This is a genomic window from Microbacterium binotii (genome assembly GCF_021398715.1).
Lineage (GTDB): Bacteria > Actinomycetota > Actinomycetes > Actinomycetales > Microbacteriaceae > Microbacterium > Microbacterium binotii_A.
In genome coordinates this window covers 1,309,581-1,325,635 of the sequence record NZ_CP090347.1, presented here as the reverse complement: position 1 = coordinate 1,325,635, position 16,055 = coordinate 1,309,581, and the positions used below count along the sequence as shown (strand labels likewise).

At 69.6% G+C, this 16,055-nt stretch carries 14 protein-coding genes and 1 tRNA gene; 10 read left to right on the top strand and 5 right to left on the bottom strand.

Annotated features, from left to right (window positions below; translation table 11 throughout):
• Window positions 1-37: 37 nt before the first annotated feature.
• The gene (locus LXM64_RS06645) at window positions 38-1,537 is read right to left on the bottom strand and encodes a S1C family serine protease (protein ID WP_234075139.1); all 1,500 of its coding nucleotides are present in this window, start codon (window positions 1,535-1,537) and stop codon (window positions 38-40) included.
• 98 nt (window positions 1,538-1,635) lie between these two features.
• On the opposite strand from LXM64_RS06645, the gene LXM64_RS06640 reads away from it, so the two are divergent.
• Window positions 1,636-2,835, top strand: coding sequence for a pyridoxal phosphate-dependent aminotransferase (locus tag LXM64_RS06640; RefSeq protein WP_234075138.1), 1,200 nt, complete (start codon window positions 1,636-1,638; stop codon window positions 2,833-2,835).
• 1 nt (window position 2,836) lies between these two features.
• Here the strand turns inward: LXM64_RS06640 and LXM64_RS06635 are convergent, their stop codons facing one another.
• Entirely contained in the window at window positions 2,837-3,640 is an 804-nt protein-coding gene (locus LXM64_RS06635) for a carbon-nitrogen hydrolase family protein (protein WP_234075137.1), read from the bottom strand.
• A gap of 86 nt (window positions 3,641-3,726) precedes the next feature.
• On the opposite strand from LXM64_RS06635, the gene LXM64_RS06630 reads away from it, so the two are divergent.
• Window positions 3,727-3,800: transfer RNA gene (locus tag LXM64_RS06630), tRNA-Met, on the top strand.
• Between the two features lie 79 nt (window positions 3,801-3,879).
• On the opposite strand, the gene LXM64_RS06625 is transcribed toward LXM64_RS06630, so the two are convergent.
• Window positions 3,880-4,362, bottom strand: coding sequence for a MarR family winged helix-turn-helix transcriptional regulator (locus LXM64_RS06625; RefSeq protein WP_234075136.1), 483 nt, complete (start codon window positions 4,360-4,362; stop codon window positions 3,880-3,882).
• Window positions 4,363-4,433: 71 nt separating this feature from the next.
• On the opposite strand from LXM64_RS06625, the gene idi reads away from it, so the two are divergent.
• Genes idi through LXM64_RS06590 form a run of 7 tightly spaced genes read left to right on the top strand, consistent with a single transcriptional unit; the run spans window position 4,434 to window position 9,971 of the window.
• Complete coding sequence (gene idi, locus LXM64_RS06620) at window positions 4,434-4,988, top strand: isopentenyl-diphosphate Delta-isomerase (RefSeq protein WP_234075135.1); 555 nt, start codon at window positions 4,434-4,436, stop codon at window positions 4,986-4,988.
• On the top strand, window positions 4,985-6,043 hold the full coding sequence (locus LXM64_RS06615; protein WP_137417374.1) for a polyprenyl synthetase family protein: 1,059 nt from the start codon (window positions 4,985-4,987) through the stop codon (window positions 6,041-6,043). Before idi ends, LXM64_RS06615 begins: the two co-directional genes overlap by 4 nt.
• Window positions 6,040-6,912 (top strand): phytoene/squalene synthase family protein, encoded by an 873-nt coding sequence (locus LXM64_RS06610; protein WP_234075134.1) that lies wholly within the window; start codon window positions 6,040-6,042, stop codon window positions 6,910-6,912. Before LXM64_RS06615 ends, LXM64_RS06610 begins: the two co-directional genes overlap by 4 nt.
• Window positions 6,909-8,462: a phytoene desaturase family protein gene (gene crtI / locus LXM64_RS06605; protein WP_234075133.1), complete on the top strand. Its 1,554-nt coding sequence runs from the start codon at window positions 6,909-6,911 to the stop codon at window positions 8,460-8,462. Before LXM64_RS06610 ends, crtI begins: the two co-directional genes overlap by 4 nt.
• A complete protein-coding gene (locus LXM64_RS06600) occupies window positions 8,462-8,788 on the top strand; it encodes a lycopene cyclase domain-containing protein (RefSeq protein ID WP_234075132.1) in 327 nt (108 codons plus the stop codon). The genes crtI and LXM64_RS06600 overlap by 1 nt, the downstream gene beginning before the upstream one ends.
• Window positions 8,785-9,090 carry a lycopene cyclase domain-containing protein gene (locus LXM64_RS06595; RefSeq protein ID WP_137417378.1) on the top strand — a complete coding sequence of 102 codons (306 nt, stop codon included), beginning with the start codon at window positions 8,785-8,787 and terminating at the stop codon, window positions 9,088-9,090. Before LXM64_RS06600 ends, LXM64_RS06595 begins: the two co-directional genes overlap by 4 nt.
• Window positions 9,087-9,971, top strand: a complete 885-nt coding sequence (locus LXM64_RS06590; protein ID WP_234075131.1) for a prenyltransferase — start codon at window positions 9,087-9,089, stop codon at window positions 9,969-9,971. Before LXM64_RS06595 ends, LXM64_RS06590 begins: the two co-directional genes overlap by 4 nt.
• Before the next feature lie 193 nt (window positions 9,972-10,164).
• On the opposite strand, the gene LXM64_RS06585 is transcribed toward LXM64_RS06590, so the two are convergent.
• Together LXM64_RS06585 and LXM64_RS06580 are read right to left on the bottom strand one after the other, a co-directional pair.
• On the bottom strand, window positions 10,165-13,065 hold the full coding sequence (locus tag LXM64_RS06585; protein ID WP_234075130.1) for a UPF0182 family protein: 2,901 nt from the start codon (window positions 13,063-13,065) through the stop codon (window positions 10,165-10,167).
• A gap of 63 nt (window positions 13,066-13,128) precedes the next feature.
• Window positions 13,129-14,250, bottom strand: coding sequence for a PDZ domain-containing protein (locus LXM64_RS06580; RefSeq protein ID WP_419144857.1), 1,122 nt, complete (start codon window positions 14,248-14,250; stop codon window positions 13,129-13,131).
• 123 nt (window positions 14,251-14,373) lie between these two features.
• Between LXM64_RS06580 and LXM64_RS06575 the strand changes: the two genes are divergently transcribed.
• Window positions 14,374-15,729 carry a zinc-dependent metalloprotease gene (locus tag LXM64_RS06575; protein WP_234075128.1) on the top strand — a complete coding sequence of 452 codons (1,356 nt, stop codon included), beginning with the start codon at window positions 14,374-14,376 and terminating at the stop codon, window positions 15,727-15,729.
• Window positions 15,730-16,055 lie beyond the last annotated feature (326 nt).

Here is a 16,055-nt window from a genome sequence, read left to right as displayed (position 1 = left end):
CGCGAGGTGGCGTCCGAACCGTCGGAGCGGTGTGGGGTTACTGCAGCGTGCCCAGCGTCAGCTTCGCCGTCTCGGTCTTGCCGTCGCGGACGTAGCTCAGCGTCGCGTCGGAGCCGCCCGCGGCCGCACGCACCTGGGCGGTGAGGTCGATCGCGTTGGTGATGGGAACGCCGTTGAACTCCGTGACGATGTCGCCGGAGCGAAGCCCCGCGCCGGCGGCCGCGCCGCCCGAGGACACGTCCTGGATGTAGGCACCCTGGATGGTGGCGTTCTTCTGCGAGGCGGCGTCGGCGACGGTCGCACCGAGCAGTCCGTGCGTCGCGCTGCCGGACTCGATGATCTCGTTCGCGACGCGCTGAGCGATGTTGGCCGGGATGGAGAAGCCCACGCCGATGTTGCCCGACTGACCGCTCGACGAGCTGCCGCCGGAGGAGGCGATGGCGACGTTGATACCGATCAGGTTGCCGTCGGAATCCACGAGGGCTCCGCCGGAGTTGCCGGGGTTGATCGCCGCATCCGTCTGGATGACGGCGATCTTGATCGTCGTGCTCGAGGACGTGGACTGCTGCTGCCCCTGGCCGAAGTCGAACTGGAACGGGCTCTCCTGCTGGCCCTGGCCGCTGTCGCCCTCAGTGGACGAATCCTCCGGGGCCGCCGAGGAGGCGATCTCGATCGAGCGGTTCAAAGCGCTGACGATGCCGGTCGTGACCGTGTTGTCCAGTCCGAGCGGCGCTCCGAGTGCGATCGCCTGGTCGCCCACGTTGAGCTTGCTCGAGTCGGCGAACTCCACGGGCGTGAGGCCCGACGCATCCGTCAGCTTGATGACCGCGAGATCGTAGGTCGGGTCGGTGCCGACGACGGTCGCCTTGTAGACCTTGCCGTCGGATGTCGTCACCGAGAGCGTGGGGTCGGCCGTTGCGCCGTCCAGCGTGACGACGTGGGTGTTGGTCAGCACGTAGCCGTCCGCGGAGAGGATCACACCGCTGCCCGTGCCGCCGCTGTTCCCGGCGGTGGCCGAGATCGTGACCACGCTCGGCAGGACCTTGGCGGCCACGGCGGTGACGTTGTTGACCTTCTGGGTGTCGTTGACGGTCACGACGGTGGGACTGCCGGCAGCCGTCATCTGGGTCTGACCCCACATGCTGATACCGGCGTAGGTTCCACCCACACCCGCGGCGCCTCCGACGAGGGCAGCGGCCACGAGGAGCCCCACGGTGCGACCGGCGGTCGACTTCTTGCGCACCGGGGCGGACGGCGTCGGGCCGCTCAGCGGAAGCGTCGGCGCGGTTTGGGCGCCGGGGCCGAACGCCTGGCCCGTCGCGGCGGCGCCGGCTGCGGGGGCGTAACCCGCGGGCGCCTTCGGGTAGGAGGCGGGGTAGGGCGGGCGCGGCGGCATGGCGGGAGCCGCGGGGGCGGCCGCGGCCGGCGGGGTCGTCGGCACGTCGGACGCGGGGGCCGGCTGCGGCGATGCGGCGGGCGCGACGGATTCGGACACAGAGTCTTCGGATTCGGGGCGGGAGCCCTGGTTGTCACTCATGGTTGCTCCTTCTGACAGGCGATCTTCACTGTGACCGCCATCTCTGTGCTTTTCCTATGCCAGTCGTGGGACAGCCCTATGGGACTAACGTGTGCTGAATGCGAAACCAGAACGCGCCCTGGCAGCGGGTGGCCGCGGGCGCCGGACTCCTCGCCGAGGACGGCACCCCCGCCCCTACGATCTTCGCAGAGATGAGCGCACTGGCGGCCGAGACGGGCGCCATAAACCTGGGCCAGGGCTTCCCCGATGAGGATGGCCCCGCCGAACTGCTCGACATCGCCCGTGAGGCGATCGCAACGGGCGTCAACCAGTACTCGCCCGGTCGCGGTACGGCAGACCTTCGCCGCGCGATCGCCGAGCACCAGGCGCGGTTCTACGGGCTGCGGGTCGATCCCGATCGCGAGGTCCTCGTCACCGCGGGGGCGACGGAGGCGCTCGCGGCCACGCTCCTCGCGCTCGTGGGCCCCGGTGACGAGGTCGTCGTCTTCGAGCCCCATTACGACGCGTACGCCGCGGATGTGGCGCTGGCCGGCGCCGCACTCGTGACCGTGCCCCTGCGGTGGCCGGACTTCCAGCCCGACCTCGATCGGCTCGCCGCCGCTGTGACGGACCGCACCCGCGTCATCCTGCTCAACGATCCCCACAATCCCACGGGTGTCGTGTTCGCCGACGATGTGCGTGCCGAGATCGTGCGGCTCGCACATCGCCACGATGCGATCATCGTGACCGACGAGGTGTACGAGCATCTGGTCTTCGATGGCCGCCGCCACGTGCCGATCGCGACGCTGCCGGGCGCCGCCGAACGCACGATCTCGATCTCGTCCGCGGGCAAGACGTTCTCTGTGACGGGCTGGAAGATCGGATGGGCGACGGGGCCCGCATCCCTCATCGACGCCGTGCTCACGGTCAAGCAATTCCTCACGTACGTCAACGGTGCGCCGTTCCAGCCGGCTGTCGCCGCGGGGCTGCGCCTGGACGACGCCTTCTTCGCAGGCGTCGGTGCGGCGCTGCAGCGCAAGCGCGACACACTGCGCGACGGGCTCAGCGCGGCCGGGTTCGCCCCGTTCCGCGCCGGGGGGTCCTATTTCACGGTGGCGGATGCAGCGCCGCTCGGCGTGAGCGACGCCCACGAGTTCTGCCGCCGCCTCCCGGAGGCGGCCGGGGTGGTCGCGATCCCGCTGACGGCGTTCGCCGCGCGGGAGCGGCGGCGCGACTACGCCAGCCTCGTCCGCTTCGCGGCCTGCAAGCGCCCGGAGGTCATCGCGGAGGCCATGCACCGCCTGGCGGCTCTGGCCTGACTCAGCGAGGGACCACGCGGTAGCGACGCAGCTGCAACGCCGGATTGACGACGCGGATGCGGGCCAGCTCGTCCAGATCGATGGGGGCGACCGCGAGTCCCTCCCCTGCGGCGAGCCCGGCGAGCACGACGCCCTGCGGGTCGAGGATGACGGAATGGCCGACGCCGATGGGTGCGGGGTGGTCCGCCGCCGCGACGAACGCCGTGCTCTCAATCGCCCGCGCCGCCAGCAGGGTCTGCCACTGTTGCTCCTTCAGGGGGCCGCGCACCCATTCCGCCGGTACGAGGATGACGTGCGCGCCGGCGTCCACGATGCGGCGCGCGGCCTCGGGGAAGCGCAGGTCGTAACAGGTCATGATGCCGAAGACGACGCCGTCGACGGTGAAGGTCTGCGGCTCATCGAGCTCTCCGGGAGCGACCCAGTCCGATTCCTGCTGCCCGAAGGCGTCGTAGAGGTGCTGCTTGCGGTAGCCGGCGACGACGCCCGAGGCGTCGACCGCGACGACGGTGTTGTGGACGCGGTCCGCATCCGCCGCCTCGACCAGACCCGCCACGAGGGTGAGGTCTTCCCGCGCAGCGATCTCGCGCAGGCCCCGTACGAACGGCCCGTCGGGCCCGGGCTCTGCGTTCTGGCGCAGCGACGCGTCGAACGGGTCGACGAAGAAGCTGCTGTACTCCGGAAGCACCAGCACGCGGGCTCCGCGAGAAGCGGCCTGCGCGGCGAGGAGACGGATCCGATCCAGGTTGGCGGAGCGGTCGGCGATCGGCGCGAATTGCGCGACGGCGAGGGAGAGGACGGCGGGCACTCCCCCATCCTCCCGGCCCGGAGAGACCTCGGCAACCGCCTCGATTCGCGCACTGCCCGAACGCGTGCTAGTGTTATCTCTTGTGCCGCGGGGTGGAGCAGTTCGGTAGCTCGCTGGGCTCATAACCCAGAGGTCGCAGGTTCAAATCCTGTCCCCGCAACAAAAAGAAGGCCCGGATCCTCGGATCCGGGCCTTCTGCTTTACTCGGAAAGCCCCGGTCAAACCGGCTTCTGTTCCCCTCAGGCGTCGGGGTCGATGCCGACCGACATCCGTTCGAGGAAGTCGGCGATCACCGCCAGCTCCGTCGGCGAATAGTCGAACGCGACATCCCGCATCGCGTCGATGCTGTCGCGGAAGTGGTGCGTGAAGTCGGTGCGCGACTTGTCGGTCAACGAGATGAGCCTCGCCCGACGATCGACGGGATGCGGCTTGCGCACGACATGGCCCGAATCGGCGAGACGGTCCACCAGCTTCGTCGTCGAGGCGGTGGAGATCCGCAGGTGCCGTGCGATGTCGTGCGGGCTGACGTCCTGTCCCCGCTGCTCGCGGATGATGAGCATGCGCAGGGCGGCGAGGTCGGTGGCGTTCATGTCCATGTCGCCCTTCATGCCGCTGTACATGCGGTCCATGGCGTCGCTGAAGGCGCGCACGGCCGACAGGACGCGCCATACTGCGCGATCCTTATCACGCGACGTATCGTCTGAGTCAGCGGGACTCGCCATGTGGACACCCCCTCAGGCCGTCTGTATGCTCGATCGAACTCGCTAGCAAAACTAGCAAAATGGAAGGGCGCATGGACGAGATCGAACAGGTCATTCTTGTGGATGACGAAGGCAATCAGATCGGGACTGCGCCCAAGAGCAGTGTCCACGGTACAGACACCGCGCTGCATCTCGCCTTCTCCTGTCACGTTCTGGATGACGAAGGCCGCGTCCTCGTCACCCGTCGAGCCCTGCACAAGCGCACCTGGCCCGGGGTGTGGACCAACTCGTTCTGCGGACATCCTCGACCGGCCGAGCCTCTCCTGAACGCCGTCAAGCGACACGCCGACTCCGAGCTCGGACTGCGCCTGACGGACATCGAACTCGCCCTTCCCCTCTTCCGATACCGCGCCACCGACGCGAGCGGGATCGTCGAAAACGAGATCTGCCCGGTCTACATCGCACGCGCCGAGAACCTGCCGCGACCCAACCCCCTCGAGGTACTCGAGACGCAGTGGGTGCACCCGGCCGACCTCGTGACGGCTCTGGATGCCGCCGAGTGGGCCTTCAGTCCTTGGCTCGTGCTGCAGGCCCGTCAACTCGATCTGTTCGTCACCCAGCGGCGGATACAGGCAGGGGCCCGATGATCTCCTGGTTGAGCGCGGACAACCGCGCCGGGATCGACGCGGCCGTCGATGCGGCTCTCGCCCGCATCCGTCGCCGCGCGACCGACGGAGCAGAGGCGTACGCCGCGCTCACCGCCGCGGTCACGCGCGCGGCAACCGGCGGCAAGCGCTTCCGACCGGCGAACGTCGTGGGCGCATACCTCGCGTTCGACGGCGCGGACGAGGCGCTGCCTGCCGTCTACGAGGTCGCTGCGGCCTTCGAGCTGCTGCACGCGGCCTTCGTCGTGCACGACGACGTGATCGACCATGACGTCCAGCGTCGCGGCGTCCTGAACATCTCGGGCGAGTTCCGCACGCGCGCCACCGCCGCCGGCGCGTCCGCCGCGGGCGCCGACGATCTCGGCGACGCGGCGGCGATCCTCGGCGGCGACCTGCTGCTGTACGAAGCCACCCGCATCCTCGCGCTCATCGACGTCCCGGCGGCGACGCGGACGGCGCTCGTGGAACTCTTCGACGACGCCGTGTCGGTCTCCGCCGCCGGCGAGCTCGCCGACGTCGAGAACGCGCTCGGACTGCACGCGGCGGAGGCGGCCGCCGTACTCACCACGGCACACGACAAGACCGCCGTCTACTCCTTCGACGCGCCGCTGCGTGCGGGCGCGCTGCTCGCCGGCGCGAGCGAACCCGAGCTCGAGGCGCTCCGCCGGGCCGGCGGCGCTCTGGGACTGGCCTTTCAGCTCGTCGACGATCTGATCGGCGCCTTCGGCACAGCCGACCAAGCCGGTCGCGATGTGGGCAGCGACCTCCGTGAGGCCAAGCGCACTCCCCTCGTCGTCCTGGCGCAGCAGGGAGCGGGCCGCGACGCGGTCGCGGAGGCTCTCGCGGTCGCGCACACGGGTCCGGTGGCCGTGCTCGCCGCACAGCGCGCGTTGGATGCCACCGGCGCCCGCGAGCGCCTCGCGGTCCTCATCGACGAGACGCTCCGTTCCGCTCGAGCCGACGCCGCGACACTGTCGCCGGCGGCTCTCGGGCTCGTCGACGAGCTCGCGACCCGCATCGCGGAGAGGATGCCGTGAGCACGCGAGACCAGCCGAGCGGACTCTCCCTCTACGACCGGACGGCGGTGGCCGCCGCCGCATCCGTCATCCGCGCCTACTCCACCTCGTTCGCCCTCGCGACGGGTCTGCTCAGTCCGCGCACCCGTCCCCATATCCGCAACGTCTACGCACTCGTTCGTGTCGCGGACGAGATCGTGGACGGGCCGGCCGGAGAGGCCGGCCTGGACCGCGATCAGCAGGAAGAGGTCCTCGACGCCTTCGAGACGGAGACCCGCGCCGCCGTCGAGCGCGGCTTCAGCGCGAACCTCGTCGTTCACGCGTTCGCCCTGACCGCCCGCGAGTGCGGGATCGGCGAAGACCTGACGGCCCCGTTCTTCGCATCGATGCGCACGGACCTGGGTGTGCGCGAGCACGACGACGTCTCGCACGACAGCTACGTCTACGGATCGGCTGAGGTGGTGGGGCTCATGTGTCTCGCCGTCTTCGAGAACGCGGGGCGCCGTTCCCCCTCCTCTCCCCCGGCCGACCTCGTCGCCGGGGCGCGCGCTCTCGGACGCGCCTTCCAGGACGTCAACTTCCTTCGCGACCTGGAGCACGACGCGGGCGCCTTGGGACGTGACTACCTCGCCGTCGACGGCGTCGAGCGCACGCGGGACGACGTACTCGACCGGATCGACGCGGACCTCGCCACAGCAGCCGCCACCATCCCCCTCCTGCCCCCGGACTGCCGCAGGGCCGTCACCGCCGCCCACGACCTCTTCGCCGCACTCTCCGCGCGCCTGCGCGGGGCGAGCGCGGAGGGCCGTGTGCGCGTACCCACATCGCAGAAGGCCGTTCTCGCCGCCCGCGCCTGGCTCGGCGCCGCACCCCTGAAGGAACGCTCATGAGTCGTACCGTCGTCATCGGAGGCGGCATCGCAGGGCTCGCCACGGCCGCGCTGCTCGCGACCGACGGGCACGACGTCACCCTGCTGGAGGGGCGCGACGAGGTGGGCGGCCGGGCGGGCTCGTGGGAGCGCGACGGCTTCCGCTTCGACACCGGCCCCAGCTGGTACCTCATGCCGGAGGTGTTCGACCACTTCTTCCGCCTGCTCGGCACGACGACCGCGGAGCAGCTCGATCTCGTCGATCTCGTCCCCGCCTATCGCGTCTACGCCGAATCGCACCTGGACGAGACGCCTGTCGACGTCGTGTCGGGTCGCGAGGAGGCGACCGCGCTGTTCGAGTCGATCGAACCGGGAGCCGGTGCGCGTCTGGATGCCTACCTGGACTCGGCCGGCGAGGCGTACGACCTCGCGGTCGACCGTTTCCTCTACGACACGTACGAGTCCCTCGGAAACCTGACCGACCCCGCGATCCTGCGCCGGCTCGGTCACCTGACGCGACTGCTCACGCAACCGCTGCAGTCCCGGATCGACAAACGCTTCACCGACACCCGACTCCGCCAGATCCTGGGCTACGCCGGCGTCTTCCTGGGCGGCTCTCCCTATCAGCTGCCGAGCCTGTACCACCTCATGAGCCACCTGGATCTCGACGATCGGGTGCGCTACCCGCAGGGCGGCTTCACCGCGCTGATCGACGCCATCGCGCGCCTCGCCACCGAACGCGGTGTCGTGATCGAGACCGGTGCCGGTGTCGATCGGATCCTCGTCGCCGACGGCGTCGCTCGCGGCGTCGTGACGGCCGACGGCCGCCGCTTCGACGCCGACGTCGTGGTCTCCAGCGCCGATCTGCATCACACCGAGACCCGCCTCGTCCCGGAGCGCTATCGCACCTACCCGGAGTCGTGGTGGACGTCGAAGACGCCCAGCTACGGCGCGCTGCTCGTGCTCCTCGGCGTGAAGGGCGAGCTTCCCGAGCTCACCCACCACACGCTCCTGTTCACCGAGGACTGGCGCACGAACTTCGCCGCCATCTTCGGCGACGCGACCCGCATCCCTGACCCGGCGTCTCTCTACGTCTGCCGTCCCAGCGCCACCGACCCCTCCGTCGCGCCGGAGGGCCACGAGAACCTCTTCGTCCTGGTACCGATCCCGGCCGACCCCGGCCTCGGCCACGGCGGTGTCGACGGGGCCGGTGACGTCGTGATCGAGCGCGCGGCGGATGCGGCCATCGACCAGATCGCCGCCTGGTGCGGCGTGCCCGACCTGCGTGAGCGCATCGTCGTGCGCCGTACGATCGCCCCCGGCGACTTCGAGACCGACCTGCACGCCTGGCGGGGCAACGCCCTCGGCCTCGCGCATCCGCTCATGCAGAGCGCGTTGTTCCGCCCCCGCAACGCCTCGGCGAAGGTGGACGGACTGTATTACGCCGGCGCCTCCGTGCTGCCGGGCATCGGCCTTCCGATGTGTCTGATCTCGGCCGAACTCGTCGTGAAGCGACTGCGCGGCGATCGCTCCGCGGGCCCGCTCCCCGAGCCGGCGGCCGAGGCGGTGTGATGCCCGGTCTCTACCTGCTGGCGCTGCTCATCAGCATCGCCGGGGTGGGTGCCCTCGACGCGCGGTTCCGGCTGGCGCTCTGGGCGCGTCCGGGACGCACCGCGGCGGCCGTCGGCATCGGTACGGCCTTCTTCCTGCTCTGGGACGCGGTCGGCATCGTCACCGGCGTCTTCGTCAAAGGCGGCAGTCCTCTGCTCGTCGGCATCGATCTCGCGCCTCACCTCCCGGTCGAGGAGCCGGTGTTCCTCGCGTTCCTGTGCTATCTCGCGCTCGTCGTGCACGCCGCGTCCCTGCGGGTCACCAAGCGCCGGCGGGACGCGGCATGACCTACGCGCTGATCGTGCTGCCCTTCGTCCTGGTGACCGCGGTCGTGACCGCGATCAGTGCACGCCGGCCCGGCTTCGGGCGAAGGATGCGGGCCAGCGTCGTCGCCGCCATCGCGCTGTTCGCACTGACGGCGGTCTTCGATAACGTGATGATCGCCCTCGATCTGTTCACCTATCCCGCCGAGCATCTCAGCGGCATCCGGATCGGACTCGCCCCGATCGAGGACTTCTCCTACCCGCTGTGCGCAGCGTTCGGCGTTCCCGCCGTGCTCTCGCTGCTCCCGACTCGGAAGACCGAATGACAGACCTCCGCCCCGCCGGCGTACTTCGTACGCTGTTCGTCTCGTCGCGCCCCGTGAGCTGGATCAACACGGCGTTCCCGTTCGCGGCGGCCGTGGTGATGACCACGCGCACGGTGGATCTGACGCTCATCCTCGGCACGCTGTTCTTCCTCGTCCCGTACAACCTCGCGATGTACGGCGTGAACGACGTCTTCGACTACGAGTCGGACCTGCGCAATCCACGCAAGGGCGGCGCGCACGGGGCTGTCCTCGATCGCCGGATGCACCGGATCACGCTGTGGGCGGCAGCGCTGTCGTGCCTGCCGTTCGTGGTCTACCTCGTCGCCGTCGGCTCGCCCGCATCCTGGGTCGTGCTCGCCGTCAGCCTGTTCTTCGTGGTGTTCTACTCGGCGCCGCCGCTCCGTCTCAAAGAGGTGCCGTTCGCCGATTCGCTGACGAGCAGCATCCACTTCTTCTCACCCGCGGTGTACGGGCTCGTGCTCTCGGGCGCGACCTTCACTCCGGGGCTCATCGCCGTCCTCGTCGCCTTCGCGCTGTGGGGCGTCGCCTCCCACGCGTTCGGTGCCGTGCAGGACGTCACCGCTGACCGCGAGGCCGGCATCGCCTCGATCGCAACCGTGCGCGGCGCGCGGTGGACCGTGTGGTTCGCGCTCGGGTGCTATCTCGCGGCAGGCCTCGTGATGCTCGCGTCGGCGTGGCCGGGACCGCTCGGCGGCCTGCTCGTCATCCCGTACCTGCTCGCCCTGTGGCCCTACCGCTCGATCACCGATGAGACGTGCGAGCGCGCCACGGTCGGGTGGGGGCGGTTCCTGTGGCTCAACCAACTGGGCGGCTTCGGCACGACCCTGCTGCTGATCTGGTACGCCCTCCTCACCGCCTGACGCGGGCCCGCATCCCTTCGCCGGATCTCACGCCCGCGGGCTCCCCTCATCAAACCCGCGAGACTGCATCTCCCGCACGAGATCACGGGTAAACACCGTGATCTCGTCGCAGACATGCAGTCTCGCGGGTGGGGAAGACGAGCGCGCCGGCCCCGCGGAAGGCGGGACCGGCGCGAGGTCGAGCGGATGCGGGTCAGCCGCCGAGCTGGATCAGCTTGTCGACTGCGGCGGTCAGCCGACTGTCCGCCTCGCCGTACTTGGTCCAGTCGCCGGCCTTGAGAGCGGCATCGCGGTCGAGCAGCGCCTGTCGGGCATCCTGCAGCGCGGCCTGGTAGTCCGGGCTTCCGGTGTTCCCCGTGGACGTGCCGTCCGTGCCACCGGTCTGCTCGGGCGAGGGCGTCGTCCCCGGATCGGGCGCGACGTCCTGGTCGCCCGCGTTGGCGCCGGAGTCGCCGCCGAACAGCGCGTTGAGCGCCTCGTTCAGGGTGTCCTCGAACGCGACCTCGGTACCGAAGGCGACCAGCACCTTCTGCAGCTGCGGCAGCTGTGTACCGCTGGAGGCCTGCACGAACACCGGCTGCACGTACAGCAGTCCGCCGCCGACGGGCAGGGTCAGCAGGTTGCCGTTGATGACGTTCGACTGGCCCTGCTTCAGGATGTTGATCTGCGCGGAGATCCCGGGATCCGAGTTGAAGGTGTTCTGCACCTGGCCGGGGCCGGGGATGGTGGCGCCGGCCGTGATCTCCAAGAGCCTCAGCTTGCCGTAGTCGGGGCTCTTCACGCCCGCCTGGCTGCCGGCGTCCGAGTCCACCGAGAGGTAGCCCATCAGGACGTTGCGCGACTCCGTGCCCGTCGACTGCGGGATGAAGCTCGTGAACATCGAGTAGCTCGGCTCGTCCTGACCCGGCATCTTCATGCTCAGGTAGTACGGCGGCTGGTTGACGTCGGGGTTCTGCGGGTCGGCCGGCGTGGACCAGGCGTTGTCACGCTCGTAGAGCGACTGGGCCGTGTCGACGTGGTACTCGCCGAGCATGGCGCGCTGAACCTTGAACAGGTCCGTCGGGTAACGCACGTGACTCATGAGGTCGGCGGACATGTCCGAGACCGGCTTGATCGTCGTCGGGAAGACGTTCTGCCACGCCTGCAGCAGCGGATCGGTGTCGTCCCAGGCGTAGAGGGTGACCTTGCCGTCGTAGGCGTCGACGGTCGCCTTCACCGAGTTGCGGATGTAGTTGACGTTGTCGAGCGCGACGCGCGGAGTCGGGTTGTTCGCATCCTCGATCGCCTGCGACATGCTCGTCGCCGTGGAGTACGGGTACTGGTCGCTCGTCGTGTATCCGTCGACGATCCACACCACGCGGCCGTCCACGACGCTCGGGTACGGGTCGGAGTCGAGCGTGAGGTACGGCGCCGCCTTCTGCACGCGCACAGCGGGGTCTCGGTCGTACAGGATCTGCGACTTCTCGTTGATCGAGTCGGAGAAGACGATCTGCTCCGACTGGAACTTCAGTGCGTAGATCAGGCGGTTGAACATGTTGCCGATGGACGGGCCGCCGTCGCCGTCGAAGGTCGTGCGGGTGTCGTTGCCGCCGTCGCTCGCCGACGGGTAGTCCAGTTCGATCGGGGTCGTGCCCTCGGGCGCGCCCACGATGGAGTACGCCGGAGAGTTCTCGCCGAAGTAGATCCGCGGCTCGTACTTCTCGTCGGTCAGGAACCCGGATGCGGGGATGCTGCCCTCGATGAAGACGGGGTCGCCGTCGGTCGTGCGCTCGTTGCCCTTGGCGACCACGAGGCCGTAACCGTGCGTGTAGACGAGGGTGGAGTTCTGCCAGGACCCGGCGTCGCCGAGACCCGCCGTGTTCACCTCACGGACCGAGACGACGGTGTCCTGCGTCTGACCGTCGATCTTGTAGCGGTCCACGTCCAGCGGATCCTCGAAGCGGTAGTACGGACGGTACTGCTGCAGCTGGCGCACGGTCGGCTGGATGATCGCCGGGTCCATGATGCGGATGGATGCGGTCGTCTCGGCGTCGGAGCGCAGCTGACCGGGCTCGGCGTCGGTCTTCGCGTCGTACGACGTCGTGTCGAGACCCTCGATGTTGAACGCCGTCTTGGTCGCGTCGAGGTTCCGCTCGAAGTACGGCATCTCGAGCGTGCGCTGGTTGGGCCGCACCTGGACCGTGTTGAGGATCCACGGGTACGCGACCCCCACGACGAGCGAGGTGACCACCAGCAGCGCTGTCGCGATCAGCGGATAGCGCCAACGTCCGATGATGGCCGTGACGAAGAAGAGAACGGCGACGAAGGCGGCGACGATCGAGAGGATCGTGAGGCCGGGGATTGTCGCGTTGACCGTCGTGTAGCTCGCACCCGTGATCCGGTCGCCCGCCTGCGTCAAGGTGCCGAAGCGGTCGAGGAACAGGCTCACACCCTGCAGCAGCAGGTAGAGACCCGCGATGATGGCGAGCTGGATGCGGGCGGGCTTGGAGATGCGAAGCTCGCGCTGGCCGATGCGCACCGAACCGTAGAGGTAGGACACGAGCGCAGTGACCAGAAGTGCCACCAGCACGACGGCGGAGGCGAAACCGACCGCACCCTGGTAGAACGGCAGCGCGAAGAGGTAGAAGCCGGTGTCCATGCCGAACTGCGGGTCGGCGGTGTCGGTGTGCACCCCACCGAGCCACAGCGCCGCGGTCTCCCACTGCGCCGAGGTCGCGAATCCTGCGAAGAAGCCGAAGAAGACCGGGATTCCCCACATCGCGAGACGCCGCAGCGGCTCGACGACCTCCTGGTAGCGGTCGAGCTGGGAGCTCAGGCGCACGTAGACGGGACGCAGCCGGTAGGCGAGCTGGATCGCGATCCAGATCGGGATGGCCATCCCGAGGAAGCCCACCACGAACATCGCGGCGCGCCAGAGCCACTGCGTGGTCAGAACCGTCGAGTAGCCGAGCTGGTCGTACCAGAGCCAGTCGGCGTAGAGGCTCGCGAAGAGGAAGAACCCCACCGCGAGCGCCGCGATGACGGCAAGCGAGATCGCGATCACCCGCCGGGATCTGTTGACAGGGACGGGCGTCGGCGCTGCGGTCGAAGTCACCCCTTCATCCTACGAGGGGCGCACCCGGGCGGTCGCCGTGAGCCCGCTATGCACGGCGATCGGTCAGCTGCAGGTGGGAAGCGCGTCCAGCTCGGCGTCGGAGGAGATCGCATCCAGCACGTCGACGGCGTCGTCGAGAGTCGACACCGAGAAGACGCGGAGACCGTCGGGAACATGGCCGACGACCTCGTCGCAGTTGCTTTCGGGTGCCAGGAAGTACTGGGCGCCCGCGTCGTGCGCGCCCCAGAGCTTCTGGCGGATGCCGCCGATGGGTCCCACCTCGCCGTCCGCGCTGATGGTGCCGGTGCCGGCGACCTGCGCGCCTCCGTTGAGCTCGCCCGGGGTGAGCTGATCGATCATTCCGAGCGCGAACATCATGCCCGCCGACGGCCCGCCGACGTTGTTGAGCTGCACCTGGACGTCGAAGGGGAACGTGTAGGAGACCGTGAGGGTGATGCCGATCTGCCACACGCCGGCGGCGTCGCCCGTCCCCTCCTGCGGTGTGACGGTGACGCTCTGCTGAGCGCCGCCGCGGTCGATGAGGATCTGGATGGGGGCCCCCGCACCGTCGTTGATGATGCGGCGCAGACCCTCGGCGGTCGTGACGGCCGTGCCGTTCGCCTGGAGGATGCGGTCGCCAGCCTGCAGCTGGCCGCTCGCGGGCGATCCGTCGGCGACCGCGGTGACCTGCAGCTGCGGGTTCACGTCGTAGCCGAGATGCGTGAGCGCGGCGGCGGTGGCATCCGCCTGCGAGTCCACCATCATCGCGGTGTTCTGCTCCGACCGCTGCTCGCTCGTCTGTCCGGTCGGGAAGATCTGCTCCATCGGGACGACGGCCTTGGTGGGGTCGAACCAGGCGACGGCCGCATCCAGCCAGGACAGCCGCTGTTCGGGAGAGCCGATGACCTGCACGGTCAGCAGGTCCAGCGATCCGCCCGTCGGGTAGGTCTCGGCGCCGTCGATGGCGATCAACGGCACGTCCTTGCCATCGGCGTCGGTGACCTCGCCGAGCGTGTTGTAGACGGGCCCGGGGCGCTCGATCACGTAGGGGCTCGGCAGGAAGGACATCGCCAGCAGCGCCAGCAGGGCGACGACCAACGCCCAGATGCCGACCACCACTGACCGCGGCATGGGTCGACGCGCCGGCTCGGGCGCAAGAGAGCCCGGGGTCTCGAACAATGTCACTGTGCCTCTTTCGTCGGCCGTTCGCGGCCGGCGTACGGCGAAGTCGTGCTCGCCCGGCTGTGCGATGTATCCCTGCGACTAGCGTAGAACGGGACGTTATCCCCCGGCTGAAAGGCGCCTGACGTGGCAGACGAGGACGACCGGAGCCCCGAAGACCAGTTCCAGGAGCTGCTGCGCCAGCTGTTCGGAGCCGACGGTCTCGACCCGGAGCAGCTGCGACAGCTCCAGCAGATGGGCATCGACCCCGCGATGATGCAGCAGATGATGGGCCAGATGCAGCGCGCGTTCACGAGCTCGGACGGCTCGATCGCGTGGGATGCGGCCGAACGTCAGGCTCTGCACATCGCGAACCAGAGCGACCTCGGCGTGGCCGCAGGATCCCGGAGCGACCTGGACCAGGCGTTCTCTCTCGCCACCCTGTGGCTGGGTGAGGCCACCACCATCTCCGAGCTCGCCGAGGCGCCGCGCGCTCTCACCCGCGGCGCCTGGGTGGAGGCGACGATGCCGGTCTGGCGCGAGCTCGCAGAGCCCGTCGCCACGAGCATCGCCGACGCCCTCACGGCGACGCTGGCCGAGCAGGCCCCCGAGGAGATGCAGGCCATGCTCCAGGGCGCGGGACGCATGATGCGCTCGATCGGCGGCTCGCTGTTCGCGACGCAGCTGGGCCAGGTCGTCGGGCGATTGTCCATGGAGGTCGTCAGCGGCGGCGACGTGGGGCTTCCCGTCATGCCCGCCGGCGCCGCGGCGATCCTGCCGCAGAACTTCGCCGATTTCGGCCAGGGTCTGGAGATCCCCGAGGACCAGCTCGCGCTGTACGTGGCGACGCGGGAGCTCGCCCACGCACGCCTCTTCCGCCATGCCCGCTGGCTTCGTCTGGACGTGATCGCCCAGGTGACCGAGTTCGCCCGCGGCATCCACGTCGACACGAGTCGGCTCGAAGAGCTCGCGGAGCGGTTCGATCCCAGCCAGCCCGAGGAGCTGCGTCAGGCACTCGAGAGCGGCGCCCTGCTTCCCGAGCGCACCGAGCAGCAGGATCTCGCCCTCACCCGTCTGGAGACACTCCTCGCGCTCATCGAAGGCTGGGTCGACATCGTGACGGCCGACGCCACCCATCGGTTGCCGAGCGCCGACCGCATCGCGGAGGTCGTCCGCCGCCGGCGCGCCGTCGGCGGTCCCGCGGAGAAGGCGCTGGGCTCGCTCGTCGGCCTCGAGCTGCGCCCCCGACGGATGCGGGAGGCCGCGGCGATGTGGCGACAGGTCACCGACGCCGTCGGCGTCGCCGGACGCGACGCCCTCTGGGATTATCCGGACCTGCTTCCGGGCGCGACCGACATCGACGACCCGACCGCGCTGATCGAGCGCCTCTCCGCACGCGCGCGGGGCGAGGCTCCGGAGCGGGATGCGATGGACGAGGCGCTCGAACAGTTGCTCGCCGAAGAGGAGGGCGGTGAGGGGCCGGAGGGTCCCCGCCCCGTCTGATCTCTCCTCCCCAGCCGGCTCCCGCGCGGGTCCGGCGATGTGGACAACGGCGGACCCGGCGCCGGCGGGAACAGAATCGGGACATGCTCCGACTCGATCCCGCCTATCCGCCGGTCTGGCGCGACGAGCGCACGCTGCAGTTCGGAGACGAAGCGCGCGTCGTGATCGCCGGGGCGGAGCCGTGGCACGAGTGGCTCGTGCATGCGCTTCGCGCAGGTGTCAGCGCCAACGACGCGATGACCCTCGCCGGCTCGCTGGGGGCCGACCGAGCGGCCGTCGCAGAGATGCTGGAGCAGCTCGCGCCGGTCCTGTGCTCGGACTCCCCC